Here is a 15,472-nt window from a genome sequence, read left to right on the forward strand (position 1 = left end):
GAGCTTTTATGAGAAAAAACAGTATTAAAAATACACGGGTGAACGCTGAGGTTCATAAAGAACTGGCAGAGATCATCCGGAATGGGATTAAGGACCCGCGCATCCAGCCTATGACAAGTGTCACAGGGGTGGAAGTGGCTCCGGATCTTAAAACCTGCAAAGCATATATCAGTGTGCTTGGCGATGCGGAAGCGAAAAAGGACACCTTAGCAGGGCTTCGCAGTGCGGAAAGCTATATCCGCAGGCAGCTCGCCAAGACAGTGAACCTGAGGAATACACCGGAGATCCGTTTTATTCTGGATGAATCCATTGAATATGGTGTAACCATGTCTAAGCTGATCGATGAAGTCAGCAGAAAAGACGCAGCATCGGAGGTGCATGAGGATGGAGAAGATAGCGAGTGAACTGAAGGGGATCAAAAGGGCAGCCATCGCCGGACACGTTCGTCCGGACGGTGACTGCGTGGGTTCCTGTATGGGACTTTACCTTTATCTTAAGGAAAACTATCCTGAGATCAAGACGGATATTTACCTGGAAAAGCCAAGGGATGCGTTTTCCATGCTCTCACATTTGGATGAGATCAGGACAGTCTACAGCGATGAAGAGGCTTATGACGTGTTCTTTGTCATTGACACCAGTACGTCAGACCGCATCGGTGTGGCATGGGAGGCTTACCAGAAGGCAAAGAAGAAAATCTGCATTGACCACCATGTGAGTAACAAAGGCTTTGGGGACATCAATGTGGTGAAGCCGGATGTGAGTTCTGCTTCTGAGGTGCTGTTTGGACTTCTGGATGAGGAAAAAGTGTCAAAGTCTGCGGCAGAGGCCATTTATATGGGAATGGCCCATGACACCGGTGTGTTTAAATTTTCCTCTACTACCCCAAAGACCCTGCGTATTGCGGCAAAGCTCATAGAAAAAGGAATTGATTTTACCAGGATCATTGATGAGACATTTTTCCAGAAAAGCTATGTGCAGAACCAGATCCTTGGCAGATGCCTGATGGAGAGCATTATGCTGCTGGACGGAAAATGTATTATCGGCTGTATCAGAAAGCGTGATATGGAATTTTACGGTGTGGAGCCAAAGGATTTGGACGGCATTGTAGACCAGCTTCGCATTACCAAGGGCGTAGAGGTTGCTGTCTTTTTATACGAGGTAAAGACACAGGAATTTAAAGTGAGTATGCGTTCCAACGGACCGGTGGATGTGAATATGGTAGCCAGCTATTTTTCAGGCGGCGGCCATGTAAAAGCAGCGGGCTGTACCATGCAGGGCTCCGTCTATGATGTGATCAACAATCTGACAGGACATATTGAAAAACAGATAAAGGAAAAATGTGGTGATTAACGGAGTTATTAACATATACAAGGAAAAGGGATATACGTCCCATGACGTTGTGGCAAAGCTTCGGGGCATTTTAAGACAAAAGAAAATAGGCCATACAGGTACACTGGATCCGGATGCCGAGGGTGTTCTTCCGGTATGTCTGGGAAGGGCCACAAAGCTGTGTGATCTTCTGACGGATAAAAGGAAGACATACGAGGCGGTGCTGCGCTTGGGGATCACCACAGATACTCAGGACATGACAGGCACTGTTCTTGAAAAGAGAGAGGTTACGGCTGCGCCTTCGGAGGTAAGCTCCTGTATACAGGGCTTTCTGGGAGAGCAGCAGCAGATCCCTCCTATGTATTCTGCTTTAAAGGTAAACGGCAGAAAGCTTTATGAGCTTGCCCGGGAAGGAAAAGAAATAGAGAGAAAGCCCAGGCGTGTGGAGTTTTTCAGCATAGACATATTGGAGATGGATCTTCCTTTCGTACGGTTTACTGTGACCTGTTCAAAAGGCACCTATATCAGAACTCTGTGCCATGATATCGGCCAAAAGCTGGGATGCGGCGGCTGTATGCAGAGCCTCCTGCGCACCCGTGTGGAGCGTTTCGGCGTGGAGGATGCATTGAGGCTTTCAGAGGTTGAAAAAGCTGTGGAAGAAGGTACTGTTTTGTCTCATGTTGTTACAATTGAGCAGATGTTTTCCGAATATGGGGAGGTACACGCGCCGGCGCGTTTTGACAAGATGCTCCGCAACGGGAATGCTGTTCCGGCCGAAGATGAGATGGAAGACGGCACCAGAGTCCGTATGTATGACAGCGGGCAGCGGTTTATAGGCCTGTATGAATTTGAAGAGAAGAAAAAACAGTTTCGGCTGATTACCATGTTCTGCACCCCGGAGGATTTTGCGGAGAGCAGAAAGGAGACACCATGATATATACAACAGATGTGCCAAGGCTTGGCGAGGGGGAGACAAGTGCGGTCACCCTTGGAAAATTCGACGGGCTGCACAGAGGACATCAGAAGCTCATGAACTGCATATGGGAAAAAAAAGAAGATAACTGTAAGGCGGTTATCTTTACTTTTGACGTGTCACCTGTGGTGAGGCTTCTACATACCCCTGCAAAGGGACTTCTGACCAATGAGGAGCGGGAGGAGCTGGCCTGTGAGCGGGGCATGGATATTCTGGTGGAGTGCCCTTTTACAGATGAGCTTATGCACATGGAAGCTGAGGAGTTTGTAAAAGAATTCCTGGTGAACCGTCTGCATGTAAAATACCTGGCTGTGGGCCCTGATTTCAGATTCGGGCATGACAGGGCGGGTTCCCCCGGGCTTTTGGCTCAAATGGGAAAAACTTACGGTTTTACTGTGGATGTAGTGGAAAAATTAAAAGACGGGGATCGGGAGATCAGCAGCACCTATGTACGGGAGGAGCTGGAAAAAGGAAATATGGAAAAGGTCAACGAGCTTCTGGGGTATGCGTATTTTACCAGAGGTGAGATCGTACATGGAAGGCAGCTTGGACGGACCATAGGGGTTCCCACTGCAAATCTGATCCCCCCGGTCTGTAAAAAGCTGCCGCCCAACGGCGTCTATATCACCCGCTCCCGCATTGGGGAAAAAATGTACCAGGGAATTACCAACGTAGGGTATAAGCCCACCGTGGCAGAACATTTTCTGGGTGTGGAGACATACCTGTTTGACTGCGATGAGGACTTGTACGGACAGGACGCGGAGGTGCGTTTTTATCGTTATCTGAGACCAGAGAGAAAGTTCGGCTCCCTTCAGGAATTAAAGGGACAATTGGATGTGGATGTCCAAAAAGGTCGAGAATTTTTCAAGGCGTTTGACAAATAATGATGGACAAACCTCAGATTTTCTATTATAGTTTATAACGAAATCTTTTTTACCAAGGAGATAAGAATGAACGTAGGAAACATTTTGACGCTGATAGGCGGTTTAGGGTTGTTCCTGTACGGCATGCGGGTGATGAGTGACAGCATTGAGAAGGCCGCAGGAGCAAAAATGCGTAGTTTTCTGGCTTTCTTTACAAAGAACAAGTTTGTGGGAATGCTGTTCGGTATGATTTTCTGTGCCATTATCCAGTCATCCAGTGCGACTACAGTAATGGTAGTCAGCTTTGTAAATGCAGGTCTGATGAATCTGTTCCAGGCAGCAGGTGTGATCATGGGAGCCAATATCGGTACCACCATCACATCACAGCTGGTAGCTTTTAACCTTTCCCAGATCGCCCCGGTGTTCCTGATGCTGGGTGTGATCATTGTCATGTTCTGCAAGAAGGAAAAGGTGAAAAAAGTCGGTGAGGTTATTCTGGGCTTTGGTGTGCTGTTCATGGGACTCTCGCTTATGTCGGGAAGCATGGCAGGCCTGAAGGAATCACCATTTATCATCAGTCTGCTCTCTAATCTGAAAAATCCGTTATTGGGTATTTTCATCGGATTTTTGATCACTGCCATTATCCAGAGCTCATCGGTGACGGTCAGCATACTTCTTTTGATGGCACAGCAGGGGCTGCTTCCACTGGGAATCTGTTTCTACATAATTTTGGGATGTAATATCGGTGCATGTACTTCCGCGCTGCTTGCAAGCCTGAATGGAAACAAAGACGCGAAGCGGGCGGCACTGATCCACTTTCTGTTTAATGTGATCGGTACCGTTATCATGGCAGTTCTGCTTCTGGTTGGAGAGAACTGGGTAGAGAATATGATCACCACACTTTCCGGAGGCAACATAGGGCGGAGTGTGGCAAATGCCCATACTCTGTTCAAAGTTTTCCAGGTGCTGATCTTACTGCCGTTCTCCGGTGCCATAGTAAAGATGACATATCTGTTTGTACCCGGAAAGGACGAAGAGGTGTCAGACAGCGGTTTCAAGCTGGAATACATAGGACCCACCAATGTGTTTTCTCCCAGCACGGCTGTAGTGGAAGCTACAAAAGAGCTGGAGAGAATGGGCAATATGGCTATCACCAATTTAAACAGGGCTATGAATGCGCTGATCACTATGGATGAGAATGAGATCGCAGAGGTTTACCGGGTGGAAAAACAAATTGATTATATGAATCATGCCATCACGGATTATCTGATCGCGATCAACCAGAGTACACTGCCCATTGATGATATCAAGAGCATTGGCGGTCTCTTCCATGTGGTGAACGATATTGAGAGGATCGGAGACCATGCGGAAAATGTGGCGGATTCAGCCATTGAGCGCAGGGAGAAGAATATTGAGTTCAGTCCGGCAGCCCAGAAGGAGCTGGCTGAAATGATGGACAAGGTTATCAGGATCATGACCTACTCCATGGACATGTTCTCCCATAACAGCCAGAAGCATCTCCAGGAGATCTTGGAATTAGAGGACAGCATTGACGAGATGGAGAGACATCTCCAGGAGACCCATATCCAGCGTCTTACAAAAAATGAATGTACACCGGACGCCAGCATGATCTATTCGGATCTGATCTCAGGTCTGGAACGTGTGGCTGACCATGCAACCAACATTGCGTTCTCGATCCTGGACGAAGAACCAGAGGAAGATAAGAGAATCGTAATGGAATCGTAATAAAATCGTAAAATACAGGCAATACTCTATAATACAATAAAAGATACGTTTTTATTGTACTGAATACCAAAGAAAAAGCCTGCGGCAGATGAGCCGCGGGCTTTTTGCGTCTGGCCGTGGGAATGACCCGGCAGGAAGTAATGAATGGTTTCTTTGAAAAGGAGTATTTTATGCGGAATTTTATGAAAAAAATCAGTTATACATTGGCAGGAACCGGTATCCTTCTGACAGCAGTGCCTGTAGTGGCGGAACCGGCAGAGAATGTGCCTGTAGAGCAGTGCTGCGCAGTGGCAGATGTGGACACCTGTCTGAATATCAGGGAAGGGGCCGGCACAGATACAGCGATCATCGGCAAGCTTCCTAAAGACGGGCTTTGTTATGTGGAGAGTACAGAGGGGGAATGGTCCTATATCAGTTCAGGGGAAATGACGGGATATGTATGCAACTTGTATCTGGACATGTTTGGTACCGATGAGGCGGATTACATGGAGATCACAGGACTAGAAGAGCCGGTACTGGCATATCCTGTGGATGACCCGGAGCCGGTGCCTGTCATCAATCCCCTGGATTTACGCACTTCCCTTGTGGATTATGCCCTTCAGTTCGTGGGGAATCCCTATGTCTGGGGTGGGACAAGCCTGACTAACGGTGCGGACTGCTCCGGATTTGTGCAGACCCTTTACAGCAACTTTGGGGTAGAGCTTCCGAGGGTGGCGGCTGACCAGGCAAATGCGGGGCAGAGGATATCCGTGGAGGAAGCGCTTCCCGGAGACTTGATCTTTTACGCGGAAAACGGTTATATTTATCATGTGGTGATGTATATCGGCGACGGCCAGGTGGTACATGCCAGCAGTTCAGCCACAGGTATTAAAGTATCTAATCTGTACAGGGAACAGGCTGTCTGGGGCGCACGTTTTTTCTGAAAATGTATCTTTACAACTAAGAACCGTTATGCTATACTGAACAAGTATGAGTACAGCCCTGATTCAGGAATTGGAAACTCCGACCGTTTCTTAATCAGAGGCGATTATAAAAAAATATGGAGGAACATACAATGATTTCTAAAGAAAAGAAACAAGCTATCATGGCAGAATATGCAAGAACACCGGGCGACACAGGTTCACCGGAAGTGCAGGTTGCAGTTTTAACAGCAAGGATCGAGGAACTGACAGAGCACTTAAAAACAAATCACAAGGATCATCATTCCAGAAGAGGTCTTCTAAAAATGGTAGGTCAGAGACGTGGTTTACTTGCTTATCTGAAGAAAACTGATATTGAGAGATACCGTGCTTTGATCGAGAAGTTAGGTCTTAGAAAATAATCAGTCAAACCTAGGGGCGGAGTATTCCGCCCCATTTTATCACGGCGAAGATACTGGAACCGAGACCACTGAAAAGGGTATTTCCTGTGGGGAAACGCATTTTTCAGTTGTTTCGGACAGCGCAACGCCGAAGAATGAAAAGGAGATATAATATGTATAAAAGTTTTACCATGGAACTTGCAGGCAGAACCCTGACCGTTGATGTTGACCGTGTGGCCAAGCAGGCAAACGGCGCGGCATTCATGCATTACGGTGAGACCACCGTTTTATCAACAGCGACTGCTTCTGACAAACCAAGAGAAGGAATTGACTTCTTCCCCTTGAGTGTTGAGTACGAAGAAAAATTATACGCAGTCGGTAAGATTCCGGGAGGATTTAACAAAAGAGAGGGAAAAGCAAGTGAACATGCCATCTTGACCTCACGTGTGATCGACCGCCCTATGCGTCCGCTGTTCCCAAAGGATTACAGAAATGATGTAACTCTGAACAATATGGTAATGTCTGTAGACCCTGAGTGTAACCCTGAAGTTGCTGCCATGCTGGGGTCCTCTATTGCAACCTGTATCTCTGACATCCCTTTTGACGGCCCGTGTGCGGCAACCATGATCGGAATGATCAATGGAGAGCTGGTGGTGAACCCCACACTTGCTCAGAAGGACATCTCAGACCTGCAGCTTACAGTTGCATCTACAAGAGAAAAAGTTATCATGATCGAAGCCGGAGCCAATGAAATTCCGGAGGACAAGATGATCGAGGCAATTTTCCTGGCTCATGAAGTGAACCGTGAGATTATTGCATTTATTGATAAGATCGTGGCAGAGTGCGGAAAAGAAAAACACACTTACGAGAGCTGTGCAGTTCCGGAAGAGCTGTTTGCTGCGATCAAGGAGATCGTGACACCGGAAGCCATGGAAGAAGCTGTATTTACAGATGACAAGCAGACCAGAGAGGGCAACATCCGTGCCATTACAGAGAAGCTGGAAGAGGCTTTTGCTGAGAACGAAGAGTGGCTGGCCCTGGTTCCAGATGCTGTTTACCAGTATCAGAAAAAGACAGTCCGCAAGATGATCCTGAAAGACCATAAGCGTCCGGATGGCCGTGAGATCAAACAGATCCGTCCTCTGGCAGCAGAGACAGACCTGATTCCGCGCGTACACGGTTCCGCCATGTTTACTCGTGGACAGACTCAGATTTGTACCATCACAACACTGGCTCCTCTTTCCGAGGCCCAGAGACTGGACGGACTGGACGAATTTGAGACAAGCAAACGCTATATGCACCATTATAATTTCCCGTCCTACTCTGTAGGTGAGACGAAGCCTTCCAGAGGACCGGGACGCCGTGAGATCGGCCATGGTGCACTGGCAGAGCGTGCGCTGGTTCCTGTACTCCCCACAACAGAGGAGTTCCCGTATGCGATCCGTACCGTATCAGAGACTTTCGAGTCCAATGGTTCTACCTCACAGGCAAGTATCTGTGCATCCACCATGTCCCTGATGGCAGCAGGTGTTCCTATTAAGAAACCGGTAGCTGGTATCTCCTGTGGTCTGGTGACAGGTGAAACAGATGATGATTATATTGTACTGACAGATATCCAGGGTCTTGAAGACTTCTTCGGAGATATGGACTTTAAGGTGGCCGGTACACATGACGGTATCACTGCTATCCAGATGGATATTAAGATCCACGGACTGACAAGGCCTATCATTGAGGAAGCCATTGCCACAACAAAAGAAGCCAGAGAGTACATCCTGTCAGAAGTTATGGAGAAATGTATTCCAGCTCCCAGAGATCATGTGAATGAGTACGCACCGAAGATCATCCAGATCCAGATCGATCCGGAGAAGATTGGTGACGTGGTAGGCCAGAGAGGAAAAACCATCAATGCCATTATCGACGAGACAGGTGTTAAGATCGATATAGATGACACAGGTGCAGTTTCTGTCTGCGGCACAGATCAGAAGATGATGGATAAGGCTCTTCATTATGTGAAAGTGATCACTACTGATTTTGTGGAAGGCCAGATTTACACAGGCAAGGTTGTGAGCATCAAAGATTTCGGTGCATTCTTAGAATTTGCTCCCGGCAAAGAAGGTATGGTTCATATCTCTAAAATTGCCAAAGAGAGGATCAACCGTGTTGAGGATGTCCTGACACTTGGCGACAAGGTAAAGGTAATCTGCATGGGCAAGGACAAGATGGGAAGGATCAGCTTCAGCATCAAGGACGTGCCGAAGGACGCACAGTAATTCGTTAAAATATTGAGGGGAGAGTCAGGCTGCCTGCTGTTTGGGCTGCCGGTTCTCCCTTTTCCTATCTTATCATACAGCATTTGCTGCAAAAATAGGGACATATAGGGACACATTTAGGTGTCACGCATATTCGGTAGGAGGGAAACTTTATGAGGTATCACAATATCACAAAAGATGACATGCTGAACGGGGACGGACTGAGGGTGGTTTTATGGGTATCCGGTTGTTCCCATTGCTGTAAAGACTGTCAAAATCCCATTACCTGGGACCCCCAAAGCGGTCTTGTCTTTGATGAGGCGGCAAAAGAAGAGCTTTTTGAACAATTGGGTAAAAGCTACATATCCGGAATCACATTTTCCGGGGGAGATCCCCTTTATTTTCAAAATGTGCCGGAAGTGACAGCACTTGCAAAAGAGATCAAGGAAAAATATCCGGCCAAGACCATATGGCTTTATACCGGATATCTGTGGGAGGAGCTTCAGGGAAAAGAGATACTCAGGTACCTGGACGTGCTGGTAGACGGCAGATTCGACACAGAGAAGAAAGACATTGCCCTAAAATGGAAGGGAAGCTCCAATCAGAGGGTGATCGACGTACAGAAATCCCTGGAGGAGGGCAGCGTGGTGCTGCATGAGTAAGCATTTAGGGATTTTACTTTGAGACAGTAGATAAAAATAACATACAGGAGATGAACATGAGAAGAATAGCAAAGTTTCATAAAGTGAGCAGAGAACAGTTTGCAAAAGGATGGAAAGATACCTTTGACAAAGCCACAGAGGCGGAGATCCAAGCAGTATATGACAGTATCCAGCTTCCTAAGAGAGCAACTGCGGGGAGTGCCGGGTATGATTTTTACAGCCCCCTCTCTTTTGAACTGAAACCGGGTGAGACCGTAAAAATCCCCACAGGGGTCCGGGCTGAGATGGATGAAGGATGGGTACTCAAATTGTATCCGAGAAGCGGGCTGGGATTCAAATACCGTCTGCAGCTCAACAATACAGTTGGCATTATCGACAGCGATTATTTTTACTCAGACAATGAGGGCCATATCTTTGTAAAGATAACCAACGATTCCAACGAAGGAAAAACAGTGTGCGTGGAGGCCGGCACCGGCTTTGCACAGGGAATCTTTGTGGAATACGGAATTACCGTTGATGACGATGTGTGTGAAGTCAGAAACGGAGGATTTGGAAGTACAACAAAATAAATTTATTAGTAACTGCTCAGTATCCTTACAGTTACGAGTAGTCATAATAAGAGTCCGGTTCTGTTTGGGAACCGGACTCTTATTTACATGGCCAAACCACATTCAAAGGCCAGGGCCATATATTTTTCAGCGCCATTTAGACCCCAGTCAGTCAGATCCCGGGGCTGCCATGTGGGACAGTCCAGATTGTCAGCCCCGTAGAAGAACTGGATCAGCGGTAGACCGCGGAACCTTGCCGCTGCCAGAAGGGCAGAGTATTCCATTTCCACGCCGATGCATCCGCTGTCTCTCCAGGCGGCGATTTCCTGAGGTGTTTCCCGGTATATACTGTCTGTTGTCCAAATCCTGCCGCAGACATAGGGATATCCGCACTTTTCCATGCATGACTTCAATATATCTGTGGAGTGGCTGTCAGGCTGTATTTCTTCTGAGGGCAGGAGATAGTGGTAACTGGTTCCCTCATCCCGTACGGCTCCGGTGGGGACGATAAGCCGGTTTTCCACAGCCTTGTCATCCAGGACACCGCAGCAGCCAAAGAATACAAATTTTTCAGCGCCCATGGCGGCGGCCTCCTCAAAACCGCAGACACATGCGGGGGCGCCTACCAGGGACATATAAAAGGCTATCTCCCTGCCCCTATATGAAATTTTATAGATAGGTGTGCATCCGTTGGCGGTATACAGATGTGCGATGATCTGCACACCGTCAAGGGAGGCGAATTTCTCGATGATCTTCCGTGAATATGTGGATACACAAATTTTGGGAAAACCGGGTATAGGGTCTACTGCATCTGAAGGGTTTATAAAGGCCCGGTCCAAAAGTTCATTTCTGTAAAATACTGTTTTCATTTTTCCTTCCTTTCTATCAATAACAGAGATTTGATCTGGCTGGTGATCCGTTTCGGTATGGCGTCGTCTATTTCCATGAGTCTGCTGTACATACGGACACCTTGATAAGAAAATACGATCAGGTCATAGACGGCTTCCGGATCCACCGGGCAGAATTCGCCTGTCTGTATCCCGTATTGGATGAGGGCAGTCCACGTCTCTTTTGAGGCCTCATACTGCTGCTGAATGGAATTGCTGCTTTTAGATATAGAAGGACTGCTGAAAAACTCATAGATTGCAATGCTGAGAGAATGCTGGCTGTCAATCATTTCTCCCTCATAGCGGTCCAGCACTTGACATAAGATTTGGCGTGCTGGAGTGTTCTTTTTTATTTTCTCCTCAAATTCGTTCTGCTGGTCTGCCATCAGTACACGGATGATCTCCAGGAAAATCTGGCCGGTATTTTCATAATGACGGTAGAGGCCGCCGCGGCTGAGTCCTGTCTTTTCACAGATATCCTTCATGGTTACGTCCTTAAAGCCTTTTTCTGCAAACAACTGGAAGGCATTCTCACAGATAATCCGTTTTGTCTTTTCTCCTTTTGTCCCCATTGGGTATCACCTCATTTGCGGTATATGTGTTGGTTTTAATTATGCGACACTAGTGTCGCTTTGTCAATAGGGAAACAGAATAAAATTACCGGGTTGCATTTCATGTGTATTTATGATAATATACTTTGGTAATCAAACTATTAGAAGATAAAAGTAAGTGGAAAGAATTTTCAGCTTTAAGATATTAGAAAGTCGGAGGATAGGGAAATGATCGTTGAACCAAAGGTAAGGGAATTTATCTGTACAACAGCACATCCGGAAGGATGCAGGGAAAATGTGAAAAGGCAGATCGCGTACGTAAAGGGAAAAGGAGAGGTGCGTGGACCGAAAAAGGTGCTGGTGATCGGTGCTTCCACAGGATACGGGCTGGCAAGCAGAATCACGGCAGCTTTTGCATGTCAGGCGTCTACCATTGGTATTATGTTTGAAAAGCCGTCTTCCGGCAAGCGGACTGCTACACCGGGCTGGTATAATACGGCAGCTTTTGAAAAGTTTGCGAAGGAGGAGGGACTCTACGCAAAATCCATCAATGGAGATGCCTTTTCAACAGAAGTAAAGCAGCAGGCCATTGAGATGATCAAAGCGGATCTGGGTCAGGTGGATATGGTGATCTACAGTCTGGCAGCACCCAGAAGGACTACTGCAGATAATAAAACCTGGTCTTCCACGTTAAAGACCACAACCGGTGCTTTTACAGAGAAGAGCCTGGATTTGAGAAACAATACCATCGTGACAAAGACAGTAGAAGCCGCTAATGAAGAGGAACTGGAAGGTACGATCAAAGTTATGGGCGGTGAGGACTGGATGGACTGGATGGATGCCCTGACAAATGCCGGTGTGCTCTCTGACAACGCTGTGACAGTGGCTTATTCTTACATCGGTCCGGAACTGACCTATCCTATTTATACAGAAGGAACCATCGGACAGGCGAAAAAGCATTTGACAGAAACCGCAGGCAGGATACAGGAAAAGCATCCCGGTGTATGCGCATATATTTCTGTGAATAAAGCCCTTGTGACACAGGCCAGCGCAGCAATCCCCATTGTGCCCCTTTATTTTGCCATTCTCTATAAGGTGATGAAAGAGCAGGGAACACATGAGGGATGCATTGAGCAGATTTCACGTCTGTTCCATGACAAACTCTTTCAGGAGGAGATCCCCACAGACCAGCAGGGACGCATCCGCATGGATGACTGGGAACTGGCGCCTCAGGTACAGGATGCGGTTATGGACTGCTGGAAGGAAGTAAATACAGAGAATGTGGAACAGCTTTCTGATATTGAAGGGTACTGGGAAGATTTCTATCACATGTTCGGTTTTCATCTTGACAATGTGGATTACAGCAGAGATGTGGAGATACAGGTGGAGATTCCAAGCCTGGCAGAGTGAGAAGGTTCCGTGGAGATCCAGTGGTGATTCAGATAGCTGCCTCGGTATTGCCTTGCATTTGCAGGCAATACCTGGCGGGACAGCGGCTGTGAACAAAAATAGCTGCTGCTGTAAAATACAGGAACCGGAAAATAACTCTTGTTTTTTATCCGGTTTTTTCATATACTGTTTATAACAGCAGCGCAGCACCTTTTTCAGACAACGGTATTCTCTGTTTAGATTATCCGCTTTGCTATACTTTTCTTATTTATCTTTCATAATAAAAGTCTTATATGTCCGGTTCAGGACAAAATCTCATTGAAATAAAAAATTAAACAATTAAAAAATAAAAATCATGGTAAAACCGTTGCCTGCAAAATAATAATTTGCTATAGTATAGAAAAAGACATAATATGTCTGTATATATTTACAAATGCGATGCTGTGTAAGCGGATGCTTTCTCAGAGTGCCTGTAAGGAGGTACAGTGAAAAAATCCAGGCCGTCCGCTGTGCGTCAGAAGTTCCCTGTCCATTCGGAACATGAAGATAAGGCTATGAAGACCGCAGTGTCTTTCTTTGCCAGGGAACTGCTGCCTATGGCGGGCGTGAAGCAGAAGGTCAGAGGGATAGCTCCCACAGAGAGTATCCATCTGGAACTAAAAAAATTCTATGAGGATTTGAATCTGATCATGGAAGATGACTCCTGCGGCCATCTGGAGTTCCAGAGCAGGGATGGAGGAATCGAGGATATGAGGCGGTTCCGGCTTTATGAGAGTATTATCAGCTATCAGTTTGGAATGGATGTTGTTACCTATGTTATATATAGCGGCAGCGTAAAACATCCTGTGACAGCTATGAAATGTGGTAAAAACACTTATAAAGTGGTCCCTGTCATGTTGTCTGACAGAGATGGTGACAAACTTCTAAGAAAACTGGAAAAGAAACAGGGAGAGGGCAGGAAACTATCACGAAAAGATTTGGCAAAGCTTTCTCTGCTTCCCGTATTAGGAGGCGAACTTTCCCAGAAAGACAAGATTGAGCGGGCTTTTCGGCTTACTGCCGGCCAGGAGGCAACGCAGGAACTAAAGAAAACGGAATCTATTTTGTACACGTTGGCGGAAAAATTCCTGAAAAAAGAGGAATTGGAAGAGATTAAGGAGGTGCTTAGTATGACATGGCTGTACAGTATGTTGACTGAAGATGCAAAAAAAGAAGGTGAGCGAAAAGGTGAGCGAAAAGGCGAACAAATAGGCGAACAGCGGGGAAAACAGATGGGTCTGGAAAATGCGGCGGTTCGTTTTCTTGACATTCTTCCCCCGGAAGTAGTTGCAGAAAAGTTAGATATTCCGCTGGAGCGGATCAAAGAACTCCTGCAGAAATAATAAATCTAAGCGGAACTGTTCGATATTCGTGCGGATAGTCCAGTAAAAGCGCAGAAATTTGGGGAAATCCCATCTGCGCAATATGACAAAACAAAAAGCGCCAGCCGGATATACTTGTATTCTTCCGGCTGGCAATTCATGGAATCCATTTCATTATTTCAGAAACCGAAGCAGATTATCCCCCATCACATCATTCCACTCTTCCTGTGTAAGTCCCGCATGTTCTCTGATATCCTCCACAAACATGGAGAAATCCATCTCCCTGCATTTGGAGGGATAGAGGAGCAGCGGGAAATCACTTCCGAAAAGCAGCCGTTTGCTGCCGATCATGGAGATGACAGCCCGAAAGCTTCGGATGTGGTAGAGCAGGGGATTGGCGGCTGTGTCATAATATACATTTTCAAACTTTCCGCTGTATTTTGGATTCATTTCATAGAAGGGCAGTCCGCCCCCCATATGTGCTAAAATAAGCTTTAAATCCGGGTATTTTTTCACCAGCCCTGGAATGGGGGCAAGGCTTGTAAAATCCCTGCCCGGATAGGCATGGCCCACCGGTTCTCCGCAGTGGATGCATACGGCAAGACCATAATGCTGTGCGCACTCGAGAACGTCTATAAGATCGGGATCTTCAAAATCATATCCGTTTCCCCCGGGACCCAGCTCTCCGATACCGGTGAAGCCCAGTTTGGCACACCGCTCAATTTCGGAGATGGCTTTTTCGCGGAATTTGGGATTGATGGAAATAAAGCCTTTCAGTCTGTCGGGATGGCGTTTCATCATGTCAGCCATGTAATCGTTGTGCATGGTCATCAGGCCTTCGTCATTCCAGTACCACCCCTGCATGACAAGACCGTAAATGCCGGCTTTGTCTGCGCATTCCAGAGCTTCCTCGGCATTGGCCCAGGCTTCTTCGGTTCCCTTGCCGTTTTCCGGCTTTTTTGTGAGAAGGGCAAACCAGTTGTCCCTGACAGCGTATTTCTCCCAGTTCTGGTAAATCTCAGGGGGAAAGAGATGAACATGGCTGTCCCAGATTTTAAAATCATGCATGGCAGATCCTCCGCAGGAGATTATTTGTAACGGTACGGTATCTTTACAGTTACCATCATTGTTACTCTTTTTCTTCCATATCCTGTTCACTGGGAAGACCGGCAATAAATTCATGGAAACTCTCTGCGGCAGCCATGTACTCATCCTCCCGTTCAATATTGGTCACTACAGGATTGCCCTCTTCGTCTTCCGCGTAGCGGAACAGATAAGTCTCTCCTGATGTGCTCTTACCGTCCTTGTCGAGGGGAACAAGGGCAATAAACTCACCGAAGTCTTCCACCGGGAATGTGGTGAGCACTGCGCACTCCAGAACGGTGTTGTCTTCCAGGGTCAGTTTGATCGTGGGGTTTGGAACCCTGGGAATGGAACCTTTGCCGGCGCTGGAGCAGTTTGAGCTGCAGGAAGCGCAGTCGCTTGGGTCGCAGCCGCCGATATTTGCTGTGAATGTTTCTTCACTCATATGTGTTACCTCTCTTCTTTTCTTTCAGTATAAGGGTTCAGCAGAGCAGATGCGCAGGCCTGCCAAACTCTCACCTCTCGGTTTTC

Annotated in this window: 16 protein-coding genes; 12 read left to right on the plus strand and 4 right to left on the minus strand. The window is 47.1% G+C overall.

What is annotated here, in order from left to right:
- Window positions 1-8: 8 nt before the first annotated feature.
- The 10 genes from rbfA (at window position 9) to BLCOC_RS10350 (ending at window position 9,691) form a co-directional block, all read left to right on the plus strand.
- A complete protein-coding gene (gene rbfA / locus BLCOC_RS10305; RefSeq protein ID WP_018595005.1) occupies window positions 9-404 on the plus strand; it encodes a 30S ribosome-binding factor RbfA in 396 nt (131 codons plus the stop codon).
- On the plus strand, window positions 385-1,350 hold the full coding sequence (locus BLCOC_RS10310) for a DHH family phosphoesterase (protein ID WP_018595004.1): 966 nt from the start codon (window positions 385-387) through the stop codon (window positions 1,348-1,350). Before rbfA ends, BLCOC_RS10310 begins: the two co-directional genes overlap by 20 nt.
- A complete protein-coding gene (gene truB / locus BLCOC_RS10315; RefSeq protein WP_115625242.1) occupies window positions 1,343-2,263 on the plus strand; it encodes a tRNA pseudouridine(55) synthase TruB in 921 nt (306 codons plus the stop codon). The genes BLCOC_RS10310 and truB overlap by 8 nt, the downstream gene beginning before the upstream one ends.
- The gene (locus BLCOC_RS10320; protein WP_115625243.1) at window positions 2,260-3,186 is read left to right on the plus strand and encodes a bifunctional riboflavin kinase/FAD synthetase; all 927 of its coding nucleotides are present in this window, start codon (window positions 2,260-2,262) and stop codon (window positions 3,184-3,186) included. The genes truB and BLCOC_RS10320 overlap by 4 nt, the downstream gene beginning before the upstream one ends.
- Before the next feature lie 66 nt (window positions 3,187-3,252).
- Window positions 3,253-4,911, plus strand: coding sequence for a Na/Pi cotransporter family protein (locus BLCOC_RS10325; RefSeq protein WP_018595001.1), 1,659 nt, complete (start codon window positions 3,253-3,255; stop codon window positions 4,909-4,911).
- A 170-nt stretch (window positions 4,912-5,081) separates the two neighbouring features.
- Window positions 5,082-5,834, plus strand: a complete 753-nt coding sequence (locus BLCOC_RS10330) for an SH3 domain-containing C40 family peptidase (RefSeq protein ID WP_115625585.1) — start codon at window positions 5,082-5,084, stop codon at window positions 5,832-5,834.
- Between the two features lie 131 nt (window positions 5,835-5,965).
- Window positions 5,966-6,232, plus strand: coding sequence for a 30S ribosomal protein S15 (gene rpsO / locus BLCOC_RS10335; RefSeq protein WP_026255435.1), 267 nt, complete (start codon window positions 5,966-5,968; stop codon window positions 6,230-6,232).
- Between the two features lie 152 nt (window positions 6,233-6,384).
- Window positions 6,385-8,481: a polyribonucleotide nucleotidyltransferase gene (locus BLCOC_RS10340; RefSeq protein ID WP_029469657.1), complete on the plus strand. Its 2,097-nt coding sequence runs from the start codon at window positions 6,385-6,387 to the stop codon at window positions 8,479-8,481.
- Between the two features lie 152 nt (window positions 8,482-8,633).
- Entirely contained in the window at window positions 8,634-9,122 is a 489-nt protein-coding gene (nrdG, locus tag BLCOC_RS10345; protein ID WP_029469656.1) for an anaerobic ribonucleoside-triphosphate reductase activating protein, read from the plus strand.
- 56 nt (window positions 9,123-9,178) lie between these two features.
- Complete coding sequence (locus BLCOC_RS10350; protein ID WP_029469655.1) at window positions 9,179-9,691, plus strand: dCTP deaminase/dUTPase family protein; 513 nt, start codon at window positions 9,179-9,181, stop codon at window positions 9,689-9,691.
- An 83-nt stretch (window positions 9,692-9,774) separates the two neighbouring features.
- Here BLCOC_RS10350 and BLCOC_RS10355 read toward each other — a convergent pair whose 3' ends face one another.
- Both BLCOC_RS10355 and BLCOC_RS10360 read right to left on the minus strand, forming a co-directional pair.
- A complete protein-coding gene (locus BLCOC_RS10355) occupies window positions 9,775-10,539 on the minus strand; it encodes a nucleoside phosphorylase (protein WP_115625244.1) in 765 nt (254 codons plus the stop codon).
- The gene (locus BLCOC_RS10360; RefSeq protein WP_115625245.1) at window positions 10,536-11,129 is read right to left on the minus strand and encodes a TetR/AcrR family transcriptional regulator; all 594 of its coding nucleotides are present in this window, start codon (window positions 11,127-11,129) and stop codon (window positions 10,536-10,538) included. Before BLCOC_RS10360 ends, BLCOC_RS10355 begins: the two co-directional genes overlap by 4 nt.
- A gap of 207 nt (window positions 11,130-11,336) precedes the next feature.
- Between BLCOC_RS10360 and fabV the strand changes: the two genes are divergently transcribed.
- Window positions 11,337-12,518: an enoyl-ACP reductase FabV gene (gene fabV, locus BLCOC_RS10365; protein WP_115625246.1), complete on the plus strand. Its 1,182-nt coding sequence runs from the start codon at window positions 11,337-11,339 to the stop codon at window positions 12,516-12,518.
- 464 nt (window positions 12,519-12,982) lie between these two features.
- Entirely contained in the window at window positions 12,983-13,879 is an 897-nt protein-coding gene (locus BLCOC_RS10370; protein ID WP_115625247.1) for a hypothetical protein, read from the plus strand.
- Window positions 13,880-14,032: 153 nt separating this feature from the next.
- Here the strand turns inward: BLCOC_RS10370 and BLCOC_RS10375 are convergent, their stop codons facing one another.
- On the minus strand, window positions 14,033-14,926 hold the full coding sequence (locus BLCOC_RS10375; RefSeq protein WP_018594991.1) for an amidohydrolase family protein: 894 nt from the start codon (window positions 14,924-14,926) through the stop codon (window positions 14,033-14,035).
- Window positions 14,927-14,987: 61 nt separating this feature from the next.
- Window positions 14,988-15,386 (minus strand): DUF1292 domain-containing protein, encoded by a 399-nt coding sequence (locus BLCOC_RS10380; protein ID WP_018594990.1) that lies wholly within the window; start codon window positions 15,384-15,386, stop codon window positions 14,988-14,990.
- Between the last annotated feature and the right edge of the window lie 86 nt (window positions 15,387-15,472).

The organism is Blautia coccoides, assembly GCF_034355335.1.
Classification (GTDB): domain Bacteria; phylum Bacillota; class Clostridia; order Lachnospirales; family Lachnospiraceae; genus Blautia; species Blautia producta.

Coding starts and splice junctions, on each gene's coding strand:
- rbfA (WP_018595005.1), top strand. CDS start 9: ATGAGAAAAAACAGTATTAAAAATACACGGGTGAACGCTGAGGTTCAT.
- BLCOC_RS10310 (WP_018595004.1), top strand. CDS start 385: ATGGAGAAGATAGCGAGTGAACTGAAGGGGATCAAAAGGGCAGCCATC.
- BLCOC_RS10320 (WP_115625243.1), top strand. CDS start 2,260: ATGATATATACAACAGATGTGCCAAGGCTTGGCGAGGGGGAGACAAGT.
- BLCOC_RS10325 (WP_018595001.1), top strand. CDS start 3,253: ATGAACGTAGGAAACATTTTGACGCTGATAGGCGGTTTAGGGTTGTTC.
- BLCOC_RS10330 (WP_115625585.1), top strand. CDS start 5,082: ATGCGGAATTTTATGAAAAAAATCAGTTATACATTGGCAGGAACCGGT.
- rpsO (WP_026255435.1), top strand. CDS start 5,966: ATGATTTCTAAAGAAAAGAAACAAGCTATCATGGCAGAATATGCAAGA.
- BLCOC_RS10340 (WP_029469657.1), top strand. CDS start 6,385: ATGTATAAAAGTTTTACCATGGAACTTGCAGGCAGAACCCTGACCGTT.
- nrdG (WP_029469656.1), top strand. CDS start 8,634: ATGAGGTATCACAATATCACAAAAGATGACATGCTGAACGGGGACGGA.
- BLCOC_RS10350 (WP_029469655.1), top strand. CDS start 9,179: ATGAGAAGAATAGCAAAGTTTCATAAAGTGAGCAGAGAACAGTTTGCA.
- BLCOC_RS10355 (WP_115625244.1), bottom strand. CDS start 10,539: ATGAAAACAGTATTTTACAGAAATGAACTTTTGGACCGGGCCTTTATA.
- BLCOC_RS10360 (WP_115625245.1), bottom strand. CDS start 11,129: ATGGGGACAAAAGGAGAAAAGACAAAACGGATTATCTGTGAGAATGCC.
- fabV (WP_115625246.1), top strand. CDS start 11,337: ATGATCGTTGAACCAAAGGTAAGGGAATTTATCTGTACAACAGCACAT.
- BLCOC_RS10375 (WP_018594991.1), bottom strand. CDS start 14,926: ATGCATGATTTTAAAATCTGGGACAGCCATGTTCATCTCTTTCCCCCT.
- BLCOC_RS10380 (WP_018594990.1), bottom strand. CDS start 15,386: ATGAGTGAAGAAACATTCACAGCAAATATCGGCGGCTGCGACCCAAGC.